Here is a 16,090-nt window from a genome sequence, read left to right as displayed (position 1 = left end):
AGCCTCGGGTTTTTCCGGGTTCCCGCTCACCGCGGAAAGGACTCCGCCCCGATGCCCGCCACCATTCAAGCTCTCGCCGACCTCGTTGAAGGTCAGGTTCACGGCGCCGCGGACCTCCTGATCCAGGAGGTCGCCCCGCTCCAGAAGGCCCAGCCGGACCAGCTGACGTACCTGGAAGACCCCAAGAAGGTCGCCAAGCTCCGCACCTGCCAGGCGGGCGCGATCCTCGTCACCCCCGCGGTCGTCGAAGCGGCTCGCGGTGCGACCGCCGCCACGCTGATCGCCGTCGCCGAGCCCCAGGCGGCCTTCATCCAGGTCATGCTCCACTTCCGGCCGCTCCGCTCGCGGCCGGCGCTCGGGATCGATCAGCGGGCGGTCATTTCACCGACCGCCAAGATCGGAACCGGAACGAATGTCTGGCCCGGAGCGACAATCGCCGACGGCGTCGTCATCGGAAAGAACTGCGACATCCATCCCGGCGTCGTCATCGGCCCGGGCTGCCGGCTCGGCGACGAATGCGTCCTGCATCCCAACGCCGTCCTCTATCACGACGTCACGCTCGGCCAGCGGGTCATCATCCATGCCAACGCGGTCATCGGTGCCGACGGCTTCGGCTACCGGATGGTCCGCGGACAGTTCGTCCGGATCCCGCACACCGGAACCGTGATCGTCGAGGACGACGTCGAGATCGGGGCTTGTGCCACGGTCGACCGGGCCATGGTCGGCGCGACCGTCATCGGGATGGGGACGAAAATCGACAACCTCGTGATGATCGCCCACAACTGCGAGATCGGGCGGCACAACGCCTTCGCCTCGCAGGTCGGCTTCGCCGGCTCGTGCAAGACCGGCGACTACGTTCGCTGCGGCGGCCAGGTCGGCGTGGCGGACCACATCACGATCGGCAGCCAGGCGGCGCTCGGCGGAAAGTCGGGCGTCATGGGAGACATCCCGGAGAAGGCGACCTACTACGGCGTCCCCGCCGCTCCGGACATGGAGCAGATCCGGATTCACCTCGCCCTGCGAAAACTTCCCGATCTCCGCGATCAGGTGAAGGAACTCGAAAAGACGGTCAAAGCCCTCCAGAAGCAGCTGCAGCCCGCCTCTGCCGCTCCGCCGGCAGCGCCTGCGGTCGAAGCCGCCTGACGATCCCGCCTGCCCTTCGCCTTCAGTCTTCCGCCTCCAGCCTCCTCTGCCATGACTGAGCACCGCAACATCATCCCCATCCGCCCCGGCCAAGGGGAACGGGTGGGCCTGCTGGCCGGATGGGGAGCTTTCCCGATCACCTTTGCCCGCGCCGCGCGGGAACAGGGCTTTTCGGTCTACTGCTTCGCCATCGAGGGGATGGCCCAGGAGGAGCTGCGGGATGTCTGCGACGACATCGAGTTCGCGGGAATCGGAAAGCTGGGTCGGGCGATCCGGTACTTCCGCCGTCACAAGATCACCCGGGCCGTGATGGCCGGAAAGGTCGAGAAGACCGTGATCTTCGACCCCTTCCGGATCTTGAAGTACCTGCCGGACCTGCGGGCGATGCACATGTGGTATCGCTACGCCCGTGAGAACAAGAAGGACGACACGATCCTTCTCGCCGTCATCCGTGAGTTCGCCCGCGACAAGATCGTGTTTGAATCCGCCCTCAATTTCTGCCCGGAGTTGCTCGTGAAACACGGTTTCCTCACCAAGCGTCAGCCGACCGCCGCCCAGTGGAAGGACATCCGGTTCGGTTTCGAGATGGCCAAGGAGATGGGGCGGCTCGACATCGGCCAGACCGTCATCGTCAACGACATGGCGGTGATCGCCGTCGAGGCGATTGAGGGGACCGACTCCTGCATCCGCCGCTCGGCGGCGCTGTGCCGCCGGGGGGGGATGACGGTGGTCAAGGTAGCGAAGCCGCAGCAGGACATGCGGTTCGATGTGCCGACGGTGGGGGTGCAGACGTTGCAGTCGATGCGGGAGGCGGGAGCCCGCGTCCTGGCGATCGAGGCGGGGATGACGATCCTGCTCGATGAGCCGGCGGTGGTCGCTCTGGCGGACAAGCTCGGGATCGTGATCGTCTCGGTGAAGGCAGACGAGTTGCAGCTCCGCCTGGCGTCGTAAGAAAGCCCCGACCGGGTCCAGGGGCACCCTGGTGGGGGATGCAAGGGGGCAACGCCCTCTTGCCCGCCGGAGGCCTGGCCGTCGAGAGATGTCTGAAGGAGTGAGTGTCCAGGCGCGGACGACGTGCCGTATGCCGCCTCACCAACCCGCGGGGATTGCAAAGCCAGCGGTGAATCCTCGACGCCGGTTCCACAAAGCGGACGTCCGTTGTGTCTCATGGTTCCGCATAGAAGAGGCCTCCGGCGGCAAGGGGGCGAGGCCCCCTTGACCCCAGCTGCCGTCGCACATTGGGCTTGAGCTAGCATAGTCGTGTCGGCACGGACGCGGTTCGAGCCGGCCCTCCTTGAATGCTTAACCCCTCCATGCCCAGCTTTCACGTCGTCCTCTACTGCCCGGAAATCCCGCAGAACGCGGGCAACGTCGGGCGGACCTGCGTCGCCGCCGGTGCCAAACTCTGGCTCGTCCGCCCCCTCGGCTTCCACCTGGACGACCGGTACCTCAAACGGGCCGGGATGGACTACTGGCAGTACCTGGACTGGGAAGCAGTCAACACCTGGGACGAACTCGAAACCCGCTTGGCCGGCCGTCCGATGTGGTTTCTCACGAAGTTCGCCGAGCGGCTCGCCTGGGACGCGACGTTTCAGAAGGAGGACGTCCTGGTCTTCGGAAGCGAGAGCCGCGGCCTGCCGGAATCCCTCCGGTCCCGACATCCCGACCGGTGCCTCAAACTCCCGATGGACGAACGGGCCCGCAGCCTGAACCTCGCCAGCACCGTCAACACGATCGTCTACGAGGGGCTGCGGCAGACCCGGTGACCGATCCGGCGCCGGCTACTCCTTCAGCACCATGTCGATGCAGAAGACCGCCCCCAGGATCAGGACGCGGAGCGGATTGTCGGGCGGCACGGTCGGCGAGATCTCGAGCATGTAGTTGTCGGCCGACGTGAACAGCTCCTGCCCCAGGCCCCGCCACTTCTTGCTCACCTTGGCGTACTGCTGGCCGTCCTTCTCAAACGAGAACTCCCACGAGGTCCACGACCCCTTGAGCGAGCACAGCGGCTGATCGCTGGGGCCGAGGACATTGAACGAGCCGCCGATCGAGAAGAACTTCTGCTTGAAGCCACCGACCCGCTCGTCCTCGTCGTCAAAGACCGACACGTTCGAGAGGAAGAAGGTGACGCCCCGCTCGACGCGGAGGACCGGCTCGCCCGAAGGGGTCGTGACTTCAATGTGGAACGGGGTCAGCCGCTTGTAGTCCGTGAACCGGAACATCTTGGTCACCCAGCCCAGCCGCGGCTCGCGGCAGTGCAGGATCTCCCGTCCGGTTTCAGGATCGACGACGTCGTAGTTGTTCGCCGCCTTGAAGAATCCGACGTGTTCCTTGATCAGGTAGAGGTTGTTCGCCAGGGCGGGGTGCATCGACCAGACCTTCGTGGAAACGGAGAGGGCGGGGACACCAACGAAAACTGACCCGGGGCCGGAAGGCGGACTACGAGTTTGTCGCCGGGGCTTCCGCCGGCGGAGCGACGGCGGCCGCGGGCTTTGCCGGCGGGGCGGCGTGCGGGGTGTACTTGGCGACGAGGATGATCCCCGCCAGGACGAGCCCCATCCCCGTCAGCAGCGGGAGCCACTCGACGTGGAGACCGGGGCTATTTCGCAGGATCAGGTAGCCGGTGATCGCCGAGACCGTGACGGCTCCGCCGAAGACGATCGGCATCACGAGCGCGGGGCCCGATCCGGCCCGGCCGGCGTTCACGACCGCAAAGGTCAGCGTCAGAGCCCCGAAGGCCCCCAGCGACCCGGCCAGGAAGCCCCACTTGGCGGCCGCCTCGTGGTTCCCTGAGAACGTGAAGGTGTCGTTGAAGACCGCCTTCATGATGATCGCGCCGCCGACGCAGCCCCACACAAGGTACGCGAGCCCGATGAAGAGGTACGGCTTGAACGGGCTCCACTCGGGGGGCCGGCTGGTGCTGCGGGCGAAGCCGAGGGCCGGGCCGTACACGCCCCAGAAGAAGGCGGTCAGCACCGCGAACAGGATGGCCTGGGCTTTGAAGGTCATGGTCGATCCGTTTCGTCGTACGAAGGAGCGGAGGGATGGAGGGGGCCGAGCGGGTCCCCCGGCCTCAATCCGGCGGGGGGACGAAGCTTCGGCTCGTCGGGGTGGGTCAGGTGGCGGCGGGGGTTCGGGAGGCGGACTTCCGCGGCGCGGAGGGCTTGGCCTTGATCATCTTCAGCTGGGCGTATTCGGGGAGTTCGCCGACCAGCGGAGCGGCGTACTTGATGAAGGCCGGGGTGACGTCCATCCCCGATTCGGCGATGTACTCGTCCGGCATCGGCCGCTCGTGGTTGGCGACCTCCTTGAGCGGGATCGTGCCGAACTCGGCGCGGTACGGCTTGCCGGGCTTGGAGGCGCGTTCGATGGTGACCATCACACCCCCCTGTCCCTTGAGGGCCAGCCGCGCCGCCTGACGGCCGCAGCCGTAGGCTTCGACGAGGTCCCGCTTGACCGCCCGGTCCGCCGCGCACATCTGCAGGGACTCGGTGACCTGGAATTCGCCGCGCCAGCCGAACTCGTCGCTGATGATCCGGTGCAGGATCATGGCGGCGCTTGTCCCCCCCATTGCGCCGAACTCGACGTTGTTGAACTTGTCGCGGGTCGTCGAGGCGCTGACCGGGTTGCCGTCGGCGTCGCGGATCCCTTCGCCGCAGACGATCGAGACGAAGCCCCGCTCGGAGTGGACTTCCTTGACCCGCGCCAGGAATTTCGCGCGATCGAACGCCCGTTCGGGAAAGAGGATGACGTGGGGGGCGTCGCCAGCGACGCGGCGGGCGCAGGCGGCGGCAGCCGGGAGCCAGCCGGCGCTGCGGCCGACGGTCTGGAAGACGACGAACTGGTCGACCCGCTGCATGTCGCGGGCGAGGAGGCCGGCCTGCTGGACGCTCGTGGCGACGAACCGGGCCGCGCTGCCGAAGCCGGGAGTGTGATCGGTGCCGTAGAGGTCGTTGTCGACGGTCTTGGGGACGCCGACGCCGGTCATTTCCCAACCGTTGGCATTGGCGTACTCGGTGACGCGGTGGATCGTGTCCATCGTGTCGTTGCCGCCGATCATGAAGTAGTAGCGGATGTTGTACTTCTTGAGCTGCTCGAGAATCGGGGCGAAGTGTTCTTCCTTGAGTTTGAGGCGGCTGGAGCCGAGGGCGCTGCTGGGGGTCTTGCGGAGGGCCTTGAGGACCGCCCGCGATTCGGCGCCGAGGTCGAGGAGGTGGTCGTTGAGGACCCCTTCGATGCCGAACCGCATGCCGAACACTTTGTCGATCTTGCGCGCTTTGAGGCAGGTCTCGACGACGCCGACGAGGGAGGAGTTGATGACGGAGGTCGGCCCGCCGGACTGGCCGATGAGGGCATTGGCTTTCGACATGGACACAGCAGTGGATGCAGGTGGGGCAAGGGGGGGCGGCGTGGCGAGGTCGCCGGAAGCCGAAATCGTAGGAGCGCCCAAAGTGGGACGCCAGCGAGGGGCCAGCGGGATGTCGGCGAACGGTGCATTCGCCGCTTGGTGGCCAGCACGCCGTCAAAGTTAACTCACCGGGTCCAGGGGCACCCTGGTGGGGGATGCAAGGGGATCACACCCCCTTGCCCGCCGGAGGCCTGTCTCGTCGGACACTGTCGGAAGAAGTGTGTGTTCAAGTGCGGACAAGGCGTCGTATGCCCCCTCACCAACCCAAGGAGATCCCAAGGCGAGCGGTGAGTCCTCAACGCCGGTTTCACAAAGGGGACGTCCGTTGCTGACCACGGTTCCTCACAGAAGCGCCTCCGGCGGCAAGGGGTTGCCCCCTTGACCCCGGCTGCCGTGGCACGTTGGGTTTGAGAGATGAGAGTCCGTCCGGCAAGGACGCAGCTCGCGCCCGCGAACGCGACACCCCCCACCACTGTCTTCTCCCGCGTCCCCCCACGGCATAGAGTCCTGGGCCATTTGTTTCACGGAATCACCACGTCCCATGTCGGAATCGCCCACCTCCTCCCTCGACGACCTCGCCCCGCAGATCGAACGGGCGATGCAGGGGGACCGGTTCGCCCTGAACCGGGACTGGAAGGGGCTCCTCCGCCAGCGGGACAGCGGCAAACCGTTCGATCAGGCCCTCGCGAAGTTCGAAGAACGCCTGCGGAAATCGCTCGACCGCCGCGACTCCCGGGAACGCGGCGTCCCGAAGATCGAATACGACGCGGCCCTGCCGATCGCCGAGCACCGCGACGCCATTCGGGAAGCGATCGCCCGGCACCAATGCGTCGTCCTCTGCGGCGAGACCGGCTCTGGGAAATCGACCCAGATCCCCAAGATCTGTCTGGAGATGGGCCGCGGGATCACGGGGGTGATCGGCCACACCCAGCCCCGCCGGATTGCGGCCCGCTCGGTCGCCGCCCGCGTGGCGGAAGAGCTGAAGATGTCGGTCGGCCAGGGGGTTGGCTTCAAGGTCCGGTTCACCGACGCCACCAGCCCCGGCACCTACATCAAGTTGATGACGGACGGGATCCTCCTGGCGGAGACGCAGTCAGACCGGTTCCTCGACCAGTACGACACGATCATCGTCGACGAGGCCCACGAGCGGTCGCTCAATATCGACTTCCTCTTGGGCTACATCCGCCGCCTCCTGCCGAAACGTCCCGATCTGCGGCTGATCATCACGTCGGCCACGATCGACGCCGCCCGGTTCTCGGACTTTTTTGGCTCGGAGCACGGCCCGGCGCCGGTGATCGAAGTCGCCGGTCGGACGTACCCCGTCGAGACGTGGTACCGGCCGCCCGACGAAGACGAGGAGACGGGCGAGAGCGACTGGTTTGGCGCGATGGTCGGCGCCGTCGAGGAGGTCTGCGGCCACGGTGAAGGGGACGTGCTGATCTTCCTGCCGACAGAGCGCGATATCCGGGAAGCCCACAAGGTCCTGAAAGTGCTCACTGTCCGGGGCCCGCGGCCGGAAGTCCTGCCGCTCTACGGCCGGCTGTCGGAGAAAGAGCAGAACCGGATCTTCCAGCCGCACGCAGGGCGGCGGATCGTTCTGGCGACGAACGTCGCCGAGTCGTCGCTGACGGTGCCGGGGATCCGTTACGTCATCGATCCGGGGACCGCCCGGATCAGCCGCTACGCCCCGCAGTCCAAGATCCAGCGGCTCCCGATCGAGCCGGTCTCCAAGGCGTCGGCCGATCAGCGAAAGGGGCGCTGCGGCCGCGTGGGGCCGGGCATCTGCGTCCGCCTCTACAGCGAGCAGGACTACACCAACCGCGAACAGTACACGCCCCCCGAGATCCAGCGGACGAACCTCGCGTCCGTCATCCTGCAGACGAAGGCCCTCGGCCTCGGCCGGATCGAAGACTTTCCGTTCCTCGATCCCCCCAGCCCGGCGGCGGTCCGGTCCGGACTGCGGACGCTCTTCGAACTCAGCGCTATCAACGAAGCAGATCAGTTGACGGACATCGGCCGGTCGCTGGCGCGGCTCCCGGTCGACCCGCGGATCGGCCGGATGATCATCGAGGCGGACCGCGAGCACTGTCTCACGGAAGTCCTGATCATCGCGGCAGCACTGGAAGTCCGCGACCCCCGCGAGCGGCCGCACGAGCACCAGCAGGCGGCGGACGAGGCCCATCGGAAGTTCACGCACGAGGCGTCGGACTTCCTGTCGTTCCTCAAGCTGTGGGACCAGTTCGAGACCTGGGACGATGAACTGACCCGCAAGCAGCTCGAAAAGACCTGCCACAAGAACTTCCTCTCGTTCATGCGGATGCGGGAGTGGCGGGACCTGTTCCGGCAGCTCCGGGAGATGGCGGAGTCCGCCGGGCTCAAGACGACGAAGCGGCACGACGACCCGCAGGCGATCCACCGGGCGGTCCTGAGCGGACTGCTCTCGAACGTCGCACAGAAAGGCGAGACGCACGAATACCGCGGCGCCGGAGGGCAGACCTTCGTCCTGTGGCCCGGCTCGGCGCTCTTCAAGTCGAAGCCGAAATGGATCGTCGCCGCGGAACTCGTCGAGACGACGCGAAAGTTCGCCCGGACGGTCGCCGGGATCGATCCAGCGGTCATCGAGCGGCTGGCGGACCACCTCGTCAAACGGACCTATTCCGAACCGGTCTGGGACCGCAAAGCGGGCTCGGTCATGGCGAACGAGAAAGTCCTGCTGTTCGGGCTGCCGATCGTGGTCCAGCGGCGCGTGCGGTATGGATCAATCGCCCCCGAGGCGGCGCGGCCGATCTTCATCGACCAGGCGCTCGTCCATCACGAGATGGATACGACCGCGCCGTTCCACCGACACAACGTCGCCCTGAAAGAGGAGCTGGCGGGCTGGCAGGCGAAGCTCCGGCAGTCGCAGATTTTCGCCAGCGAGGAGGCTCAGTTCGAGTTCTTCGACAAGCTCCTGCCGCAGACGGTCTACGACGTCCCGTCGCTCGACAAGTGGCGGAAGCAGGCCGAGCCGTCGAAACCCGAGGTTCTCTTTCTGCGGCGGGAGATCCTCCTCGAGAACCCGAACGCGGCGCTTCGCACCGACCTCTTCCCGGACCAGATCCGGATCGGGACGATGAACCTGCGGGTCGAGTACGACCTCGCCCCGGGAGAGTCTCACGACGGTCTGACGATCCTGGTCCCGGTCGAAGGGGCGGGGCAGCTGTCGGAGACGCGGCTCGCGTGGCTCGTCCCCGGGATGCTCGAGGAGAAGGTCGCGGCCCTCATCAAGTCGCTCCCCAAGGATGTCCGCCGCTACTTCGTCCCGGTCCCGGAGACGGCGGCCGCGGTCGTGCCGCAGCTCCGCTCCGGCGACGGCGACCTCGTGGCCCAGATGGCTTCGACGCTCCGGCAGATCTGCGGTGAGAACGTCACCCCCGAGATGTTCGAGCTCGACCGGCTCCCCGATTACCTCCGGGCCCGGATCCGGCTCGTCGACGGTGCGGGAAAGACGGTCGCCGAAGGCCGCGATCTCAAGACGCTTCAGCGGCAGGCCACGACCGTCGCCGGCGCCGCGGTACAGGACGACCGCTGGCAGAAAGACGGCCTCAAGGAGTGGCCGGTCGAGATCCTGCCGCAGCAGGTGACGATCCGCCGGGCCGGGGCCGAAGTCCCCGCGTTCCCGATGCTGATCGATCAGGGCGGGGCGGTGGGGTTGCGGCTCTCGCTCGACAAGGCGGTCGCCGAGCGGAACACGAAGCGGGCGACGGTCCGCCTCTTCGCGGCAGCCGAACACCGGAAGCTCAAGGAGCAGATCAACTGGTGGCCCAATCGCGGTGAGCTGAACCTGCACTCCACGACGCTGCCGAAAGCCGACCCGCTCCTCCCCGCGGCAGTGACGGCCGGCGGTCCGGACGCTGGTCCTGGCTCCGGCGCGGCAGCCGGGTTCGAGTATCAGCTGGAACTGCGGCTGGCCGAACGGGCGTTGTTTCTGGAAGGGAATGCGCCGCGGACGCAGGCGGAGTTCGCGGAGCGATCCCGCAAGGCCCGCGGGCTGATTCCCGTCGCCGTCCAGGATGTTCAGAAGCTCGCGCTTCCGCTCCTCAAGAGTTTTCACGAGATCCGCCGGACGCTCGATCAGGTCAAGGCCCCGCTGCTGGTGCCGCTGGCGTCTGAGATCCGCAGCCAGATCGAGCACCTCATGGCCCCGGGATTCCTGTGGCTCTGCCCGTGGCCCTGGCTGCAGCAGTATCCCCGATACCTCAAGGCGATCTCGACTCGCTGGGAACGGCTGATCGGCGGCGGATTCGATCGGGACAAGTCGCTCGCCGCCTCAGTCCGGACGCACGTCGCCCGGTATCAGGACCATCTTCAGCGGAAGTCGAAGTCGCCCGACTTCGATCCCTGGACCGATCCGTTCCGGTGGCTGCTCGAAGAGTACCGGGTGTCTGTCTTCGCTCAGCAGGTCGGGACGGTGATCCCGGTCTCGGAGAAGCGGATGAACCAGGCTTGGGTGGAACTGACTGCGAAGAGGTAGCGAGCGGTCGAACGTCGCGAACGGCCAATGCCCAGCACCGCCGGTCCGCCGGGCTCCGCCGTCTTGTCGTGCTGAATCGAACCGCGTCCTGGCCGGCGCGACTCTGTTTGCTCAAACCCAACGTGCCACGGCAGCCTGGGGTCAAGGGGGCCCCGCCCCCTTGCCGCCGGAGGCGCTTCCATGAGGAACCGTAGGACACAACGGACATCCTCTCTTGAGCTCCGGCTACGAGGACACTCTCACCGCACACGGCTTGCTCTGCAATCCCCGCGGGTTGGTGAGGGGGCATCCGGTACGGTGTCCGCGCTTGGACACAAGCTCCTTCAGACATCTCTCGACGGTCAGGCCTCCGGCGGGCAAGGGGCATTCTGCCCCCTGCACCCCCTGACCAGGGTGCCCCTGGACCCGGTTTGGCCCGTATTTGGCGACTACCCACTCGGCGAATGCACACCCGTCTTACTGCGGATCATCGAGAGCCGGCAGCCGGGACACATCCGCCCCAATCGGCCGCCCGAAGCGGTCTTGCAAACCCGTCCCGTTCGACCGCACCTGGAACGCCGTCAACGGCGTCTCCGACAACCGCAACAACGTCGTCGCATCGCTCCGCTCGAACGGCGTCATCGTCTGCAGCGACTCCGACGACGAGGTCGCGGCGATCCGGTTCCAGTCCCGGAACGTCCAGACGAGCGACGGTCGGCCCCCCGGCGAGGAGGCGACTTCCAGCATCGAGCCCGCCAGCTGGAAGGCATTCGTCTGACCGCGCCACTGCAGGCGGGACAGCCACAGTTCCTGGTCTTCTTCACCCGAGAAGGCGATGAGAGGCCGGTCGGTCCGACGGATGACGACCAGGCTGTCGTCCATCGTGACGTTCAGGATCGGCGGCCGGTTCCGATCCGCCGAGACGACGAGCAGCGGCTGGTCGAGGACCGCCGTCAGGTGATCGAGGACGAGCGACGTCGGCTGCTCCTCGGTCGACATCATCGACCGCTTCTGCGAGACATCGACCCGGTACAGGCTCCCCGAGACCGCCACCGCGCTCGACGCGAACGAGACCGACACCCCGCCGACGACCCGCGACGCGATCACGTCCGCTTCGCCGCGGAGGATCGACTCGCTGATATCGACCGCTTCGAGCGAAGCCGCCTCGGTCTCGGACATCATGCTCAGCGAGTTCATCGCCTCGCGGGCGATCTCGATCATCGCCGCCGGCTGGGCCCGCTCATCGTTCTGGACCGTGATTGTCGACGCCCGCAGCGTGAACGCCTCGCAGCGGTCGAGCGAGAGGACCGCCCACCGGTCCGCCGTTCGCGTCGAGGGGACCCGCATCACGAGATCGCACTCCGCGATCTCCAGCGCTCCCCGCGAGACCGTGATCCACCGCGAGACCGCCGTGGATCCATTGGCGACATCGCGGAACTCGAGCTTCGGCCGAGTTCCCGGAGCGGCGCGGAGCCGCAGCCGCTTCCGCTCGATCCGGACCGGTCCCTGCGGCTCGGGATTCTTGCCGTTGCCGCGGATCTCGATCGTGGCGCCGTCCGGTGCAGCGGTGCAGGCCGCCTCCAGCGTCGGGAAACTCCGCTCTTTGGTCCCTTCGACAAGGACCCAGAACATCGGCTCCTTCGCCGCCGCCACGACCATCGGCGTCCGCGGTTCCGTCTCGGTGAGTTGACCGGGGGCGGCAAAGGCTCCGGTCAGTTCCCCCTTGGCGGCGCCGACGCCGGTCAGGAGGCCGGTTCCGGAGGCCGCGGGCGGACTCGGGGTGTCAGGAGTGGCCGACGCAGGGACAGCCGCGGGGCTCTTCGTCGTGGACGGGGGGGCCGCGACCGACGCTGTCTGGGACGAGCCGGAGTCGGTCGAGGGGGGCGCCGGGGGCTGGCTGACGCTCGGCTGAATGTCGATCGGACTGTCGGTCGCCACCGGCAGCTTGTTGATCGCGAGCCCCAGCAGGACGACAGCCACCGAGGCGGCGATCCAGCCCCGGTGCTCCATCAGCCAGTTCCGCTCCAGGGGCCGGGCGTCCCACGTCATCTGGACCGGACGGACGCCGAGGTACCGCGCCACGCCCGTCAGATCGCGGATCACCGCTTCCGGCGTCGCGTATCGCTCGTCCGGATCGCTGGCCATCATCTTGCGGATGATCGCCGAGAGTCGGGCAGGGACGGCGGGGTTCTTCTGCGATGGATCGGGGGCCGCCGAGCCGTGGTGGTCGACGATCTTTTGGAACATCGACCGGCTGGGGTACGGCGGCTCGCCGGTCAGCATGTGATACGCCGTGCAGCCGAGCGAATAGATGTCGCTCCGCACGTCGACCCGCCGCGGATCGACCGCCTGCTCCGGTGAGATGTAGTCGAACGTCCCGAGCGTCGTCCCGGCGACCGTCAGCTCCTCGCCCGCCTGGCTCGCCTGCCGGGCCAGCCCCAGGTCGACGAGGGTCACCCGGCCGGTTGGCTCGATGATGATGTTCGAAGGCTTGATGTCCCGGTGGACCACCCCGGCCGCCGCCGTCGACCGCAGGGCCTCGGCGATCTGGATGACGTAGCTGACCGTCTCGGGGACCGGCACGACCCCGGTCCGGGAGAGGAGCTCGCGGACGTTCGTCCCGGTGATGAACTCGAAGGCGATGTAGTGCAGCCCCTGGTCTTCGCCGATGAAGTAGACCTGGGCGATGTTGTCGTGGTCGAGCTTGGCCGCCGCCCGGGCCTCGTTGTGGAACCGCTGGACGGACGAGGGATCGTGAGACTGCTCGGGGGAAAGGACCTTGAGGGCGACCACCCGGTCGAGTCGCAGGTCGGTCGACCGGAAGACCGCCCCCATCCCGCCGCGGCCGATCCGCTCCTGGATCTGGAAATGCCCCAGGACGGTCCCCGCTACGGAGAGGGAACCTTCGGAGTCGTCCGCCCCCGGAACGCGGGACGGGAAGAGACGGCGGAGCACATCCTCGCGCGCGGGCTCCGTCATGCCGGCCGGCACGAGGGCGGGTGTGCTCGGAGCGGCTCGTTGAGAGGGGAGCGGTCGCAGGAACGCGTAGGCGGTCCTCGCCGAGCTCCCTTCAATCGATGGACGGAATTCTTGTTCCAAACGGATTCCTGATGGACGCAACCTGAACCGCCTCCCGCCGAGAGACCCTCGGAGAGAAGGACGGGTATCGAAAAACCGCCGGCGCGGACGGGAGATTTCGAGATGGGAGATCGGATCGAATCGGCCAGATGGGAATGGGGGCGATTCGAGTCGGTCGCCGGGCTTCAGCCCTCCTGAACGATCCGGACGATGTCCTTTTCGATCGCGTTCAGGAACTGCTGGAGACGGCTGCTGAATTGTCGTGTGTACTGGTCGCTCGCCATGACATCGTCGACCGCCGTGCGGATGCTGATATCCCGCACCTCTTCCTCCGACGCATCCGTCCGGGGACGGGTAAGACGCCGCAGGTGCTGAATCTTGGGGAGAAAGCCCTGGTCCAGGTGCTGATGCAACTCTTTCGCGAGTTGATCCCCCTCGATCAGTTTCTGCCGCAGCGTCAGCGAATCAGGTGCGAAGGACATCCTCATTCCTCATACTCGGGGCCGCCGTGTCGGGAGACGAGTGTCTGTCGCGAATTAAACCTCCCGCGACCGCTGGTCGTCAAGAACTTCACCCCGGTTTTCCCGCAACGACGCATGCACAAGGTGTTATAGGACATGAAGATACTGCTCGTTGCCGATGTTCACGGCAATTGGCCCGCCTTGAGCGCGATCCGTGAGGATTTTGACGTCTGTCTCTTCCTGGGCGATCTCGTCGACTACTGCACGGACCCGGTCCCCTGCATTGACTGGGTGCGGAGTCATGCGACGCAGTTCGTCCGCGGCAATCACGACCACTCCGTGGCCCAGCACATTCCGGCCCGGGGGAACACGGGTTATCGCCGCTGGGCGCAGGCGACGCGGCCGGTGCAGTGGAAGCTGATCGACCGGCCGCGGATGAAGTTCCTGGCCCGGATGCCGACGATGCAGTTCGCGCGGTTTGCGGATCTCTCGTTCTGCATGGTCCACGCGACGCCGCGGGATCCGATGGACGAGTACCTCCCGAACGATCCCGCTCTCTGGAAGGACCGGACGGCGGGGATCGAGAGCCGTTTCGTCTGCTGCGGACATACTCACAACCCGTTCGTGCTGGATCTGGGGGGGACGACGGTTATCAACCCGGGGAGCGTCGGTCAGCCGCGCGACGGCGACCCGCGGGCCTCTTACGCCGTGATTGAAGACGGCCGTGTCGAGTTGCGGCGGGTCGAGTACGACATCGGCGCCACGCTGCGGCAGATGGTGGGGTGCGGGGTTCCGGAGGAGACGGTCGGTGTGGTCGAGATGGCGCTGCGGCAGGGAGGGCAGATTGATCCGGAGCTGTTCGGGCGGATCACGCTGCCGGACCCGCTGGCTTCAGAGTGAGACGGCTTGAACCGCGTCCTTGCCGGCACGACTCTGATCGCTCAAGCCCAACGTGCTACGGCAGCCGGGGTCAAGGGGGCAACCCCTTGCCGCCGGAGGCACTTCAATGAGGAACCGTGGTAAGCAACGGACGACCGCTTTGTGGAACCGGCGTTGAGGACTCACCGCTCGCTCTGGAATCCCCGCGGGTTGGTGAGGGGGCATACGGCACTTGGTCCGCGCTTGGACAAGTGCTCCTTCAGAAAGAGCCCTACGAGACGGGCCTCCGGCGGGCAAAGGGGCGTCGCCCCTCTGCACTCCCCACCAGGGTGCCCCTGGACCCGGTGAGTTCACCGTTACGCCCAGCGTACCCTCCTGTGCGAGGTCCCTTAGGCCACCCGCCGGATCGTTTCCCTGCTTTGCGGACGGGCGATCTCCAACTGGCGGATCAGAGCTTCCGTCGCATTGACGAGTCCACCCCGCTGAGCATTCTTCGACCGCAAGTCTTCCAGTTCAGCCCGGACGCCGCCGAGAACCCCCGGCACCGAAAGCCACACGTCGAGCAGCCGCGTCATCCCCGCGATCTCCGGCTCCGGATCGTCCCCCATCAGGAACTCAGGCATCACCGGCCGGTCCGCCATCAGGTTCGGGAGCGAGAAGTACGGGACCGTGATGAAGTACGGCTTGCAGAGCTTCGTCCACGATCCGATCCGATACAGGGCCGCAGCCGGGAGAGCGCGAGAGAGGACTTCGAGGCTGACCGAGCCGGAGACCATCAGGCAGCAGTCGACACTGGCGATGATCTCCGACGTCCGCCCGACGTGGACGTCAATCGGGAGCGGCGTGGAGAACTCCGCAAGCCGCTTCAGGCAGAACTCCTGATGCGCCGGCTTGTAGCAGGCGACGTGGAACCGGATGTTCGAGTGCCGCTCGCAGAGCCGCCGGGCGGTTTCGAGCATGGCGTTGAAGTTCCCCGAGAGCTCCTTGGAACGGGAGCCGGGAAGGAGGCCGATCGTGACCGGGGCGCGGCTCTTGAGGTGCTGGCAGAAGACCTCGTCGAGCGGGTGCTCGGCAACTTCGTCAAAGAACGGATGGCCGACGTACTCCACGGAGACCCGCTTCTTCCGGTACCACTCCGCCTCGAACGGCAGGACCGACAGGACGTGGTCGACCCACCGCATGTAGAGGATCCGCCACGGGCCCCAGGCCCAGATCTGCGGCGGGCAGTAGTAGACGACGCGGATCCCGAGCCGCTTGGCCGCCTTGGCAATGTGCCAGTTGAAGCCGGGGAAGTCGACCAGCACGACCATGTCCGGCCGTTCGGCCTTCAGGAACGCCTTCGCCTGCCAGTAAAGCTTCAGGAACTTCCACAGCAGCGGGACGACGGCAAAGAACCCCATCACCGCCAGGTCGGTCAGGTTGAACAGCTTTTCGAAGCCGGCCGCGGACATCCGCGGGCCGCCGAAGCCGGAGATCCGCAGGCTGGGATCGCGCCGCCGCAACTCCGTGATGAGATGGGCCGCGTGCTGATCACCGCTCGGTTCGCCGACGGAAAAGAAAACGTGCATCCCTACGATCCCCCCTATCCCCCTGAGGCCTCCCAGTCCCTGGGAAACCGGGTGGGACTGT

General features: G+C 66.7%; 11 protein-coding genes. 5 read left to right on the top strand and 6 right to left on the bottom strand.

The features are described 5' to 3' along the window. The first annotated feature begins 51 nt into the window (after positions 1–51). The 3 genes from lpxD to VT03_RS04905 all read left to right on the top strand — a co-directional run bounded on the left by lpxD (position 52) and on the right by VT03_RS04905 (position 2,909). Positions 52–1,143, top strand: a complete 1,092-nt coding sequence (gene lpxD, locus VT03_RS04915) for a UDP-3-O-(3-hydroxymyristoyl)glucosamine N-acyltransferase (protein WP_075096933.1) — start codon at positions 52–54, stop codon at positions 1,141–1,143. Between the two features lie 51 nt (positions 1,144–1,194). Beyond that, a complete protein-coding gene (locus tag VT03_RS04910) occupies positions 1,195–2,094 on the top strand; it encodes an LpxI family protein (protein WP_075091958.1) in 900 nt (299 codons plus the stop codon). A gap of 362 nt (positions 2,095–2,456) precedes the next feature. Next, positions 2,457–2,909, top strand: a complete 453-nt coding sequence (locus VT03_RS04905) for a tRNA (cytidine(34)-2'-O)-methyltransferase (protein WP_231870601.1) — start codon at positions 2,457–2,459, stop codon at positions 2,907–2,909. Between the two features lie 15 nt (positions 2,910–2,924). Here VT03_RS04905 and VT03_RS04900 read toward each other — a convergent pair whose 3' ends face one another. The 3 genes from VT03_RS04900 to VT03_RS04890 all read right to left on the bottom strand — a co-directional run bounded on the left by VT03_RS04900 (position 2,925) and on the right by VT03_RS04890 (position 5,512). Next, positions 2,925–3,512, bottom strand: a complete 588-nt coding sequence (locus VT03_RS04900) for an LURP-one-related/scramblase family protein (RefSeq protein ID WP_075091956.1) — start codon at positions 3,510–3,512, stop codon at positions 2,925–2,927. A gap of 70 nt (positions 3,513–3,582) precedes the next feature. Next, entirely contained in the window at positions 3,583–4,152 is a 570-nt protein-coding gene (locus VT03_RS04895) for a hypothetical protein (protein WP_075091955.1), read from the bottom strand. 106 nt (positions 4,153–4,258) lie between these two features. Continuing rightward, positions 4,259–5,512, bottom strand: a complete 1,254-nt coding sequence (locus VT03_RS04890; RefSeq protein WP_075091954.1) for a diphosphate--fructose-6-phosphate 1-phosphotransferase — start codon at positions 5,510–5,512, stop codon at positions 4,259–4,261. A 580-nt stretch (positions 5,513–6,092) separates the two neighbouring features. On the opposite strand from VT03_RS04890, the gene hrpA reads away from it, so the two are divergent. Then, positions 6,093–10,064 (top strand): ATP-dependent RNA helicase HrpA, encoded by a 3,972-nt coding sequence (hrpA, locus tag VT03_RS04885; RefSeq protein WP_075091953.1) that lies wholly within the window; start codon positions 6,093–6,095, stop codon positions 10,062–10,064. 456 nt (positions 10,065–10,520) lie between these two features. Here hrpA and VT03_RS04880 read toward each other — a convergent pair whose 3' ends face one another. Next, positions 10,521–13,022, bottom strand: a complete 2,502-nt coding sequence (locus VT03_RS04880; protein ID WP_075091952.1) for a serine/threonine-protein kinase — start codon at positions 13,020–13,022, stop codon at positions 10,521–10,523. 284 nt (positions 13,023–13,306) lie between these two features. Continuing rightward, complete coding sequence (locus VT03_RS04875) at positions 13,307–13,603, bottom strand: hypothetical protein (protein ID WP_075091951.1); 297 nt, start codon at positions 13,601–13,603, stop codon at positions 13,307–13,309. A 135-nt stretch (positions 13,604–13,738) separates the two neighbouring features. Between VT03_RS04875 and VT03_RS04870 the strand changes: the two genes are divergently transcribed. After that, positions 13,739–14,482, top strand: coding sequence for a metallophosphoesterase family protein (locus VT03_RS04870; RefSeq protein WP_075091950.1), 744 nt, complete (start codon positions 13,739–13,741; stop codon positions 14,480–14,482). 368 nt (positions 14,483–14,850) lie between these two features. Here the strand turns inward: VT03_RS04870 and lpxB are convergent, their stop codons facing one another. Further along, complete coding sequence (lpxB, locus tag VT03_RS04865) at positions 14,851–16,029, bottom strand: lipid-A-disaccharide synthase (protein WP_075091949.1); 1,179 nt, start codon at positions 16,027–16,029, stop codon at positions 14,851–14,853. Positions 16,030–16,090: the final 61 nt, after the last annotated feature.

The organism is Planctomyces sp. SH-PL14, from assembly GCF_001610835.1.
Taxonomy (GTDB): Bacteria; Planctomycetota; Planctomycetia; order Planctomycetales; family Planctomycetaceae; genus Planctomyces_A.
Note: the sequence above shows the minus strand (reverse complement) of the source record. Positions and strands in the feature narration are given on the sequence as shown.

Bases quoted from the DNA above. Each gene is read 5' to 3' on its own strand.
- lpxD (WP_075096933.1), top strand. From the start codon at position 52: ATGCCCGCCACCATTCAAGCTCTCGCCGACCTCGTTGAAGGTCAGGTT.
- VT03_RS04910 (WP_075091958.1), top strand. From the start codon at position 1,195: ATGACTGAGCACCGCAACATCATCCCCATCCGCCCCGGCCAAGGGGAA.
- VT03_RS04905 (WP_231870601.1), top strand. From the start codon at position 2,457: ATGCCCAGCTTTCACGTCGTCCTCTACTGCCCGGAAATCCCGCAGAAC.
- VT03_RS04900 (WP_075091956.1), bottom strand. From the start codon at position 3,512: ATGCACCCCGCCCTGGCGAACAACCTCTACCTGATCAAGGAACACGTC.
- VT03_RS04895 (WP_075091955.1), bottom strand. From the start codon at position 4,152: ATGACCTTCAAAGCCCAGGCCATCCTGTTCGCGGTGCTGACCGCCTTC.
- VT03_RS04890 (WP_075091954.1), bottom strand. From the start codon at position 5,512: ATGTCGAAAGCCAATGCCCTCATCGGCCAGTCCGGCGGGCCGACCTCC.
- hrpA (WP_075091953.1), top strand. From the start codon at position 6,093: ATGTCGGAATCGCCCACCTCCTCCCTCGACGACCTCGCCCCGCAGATC.
- VT03_RS04880 (WP_075091952.1), bottom strand. From the start codon at position 13,022: ATGACGGAGCCCGCGCGCGAGGATGTGCTCCGCCGTCTCTTCCCGTCC.
- VT03_RS04875 (WP_075091951.1), bottom strand. From the start codon at position 13,603: ATGTCCTTCGCACCTGATTCGCTGACGCTGCGGCAGAAACTGATCGAG.
- VT03_RS04870 (WP_075091950.1), top strand. From the start codon at position 13,739: ATGAAGATACTGCTCGTTGCCGATGTTCACGGCAATTGGCCCGCCTTG.
- lpxB (WP_075091949.1), bottom strand. From the start codon at position 16,029: ATGCACGTTTTCTTTTCCGTCGGCGAACCGAGCGGTGATCAGCACGCG.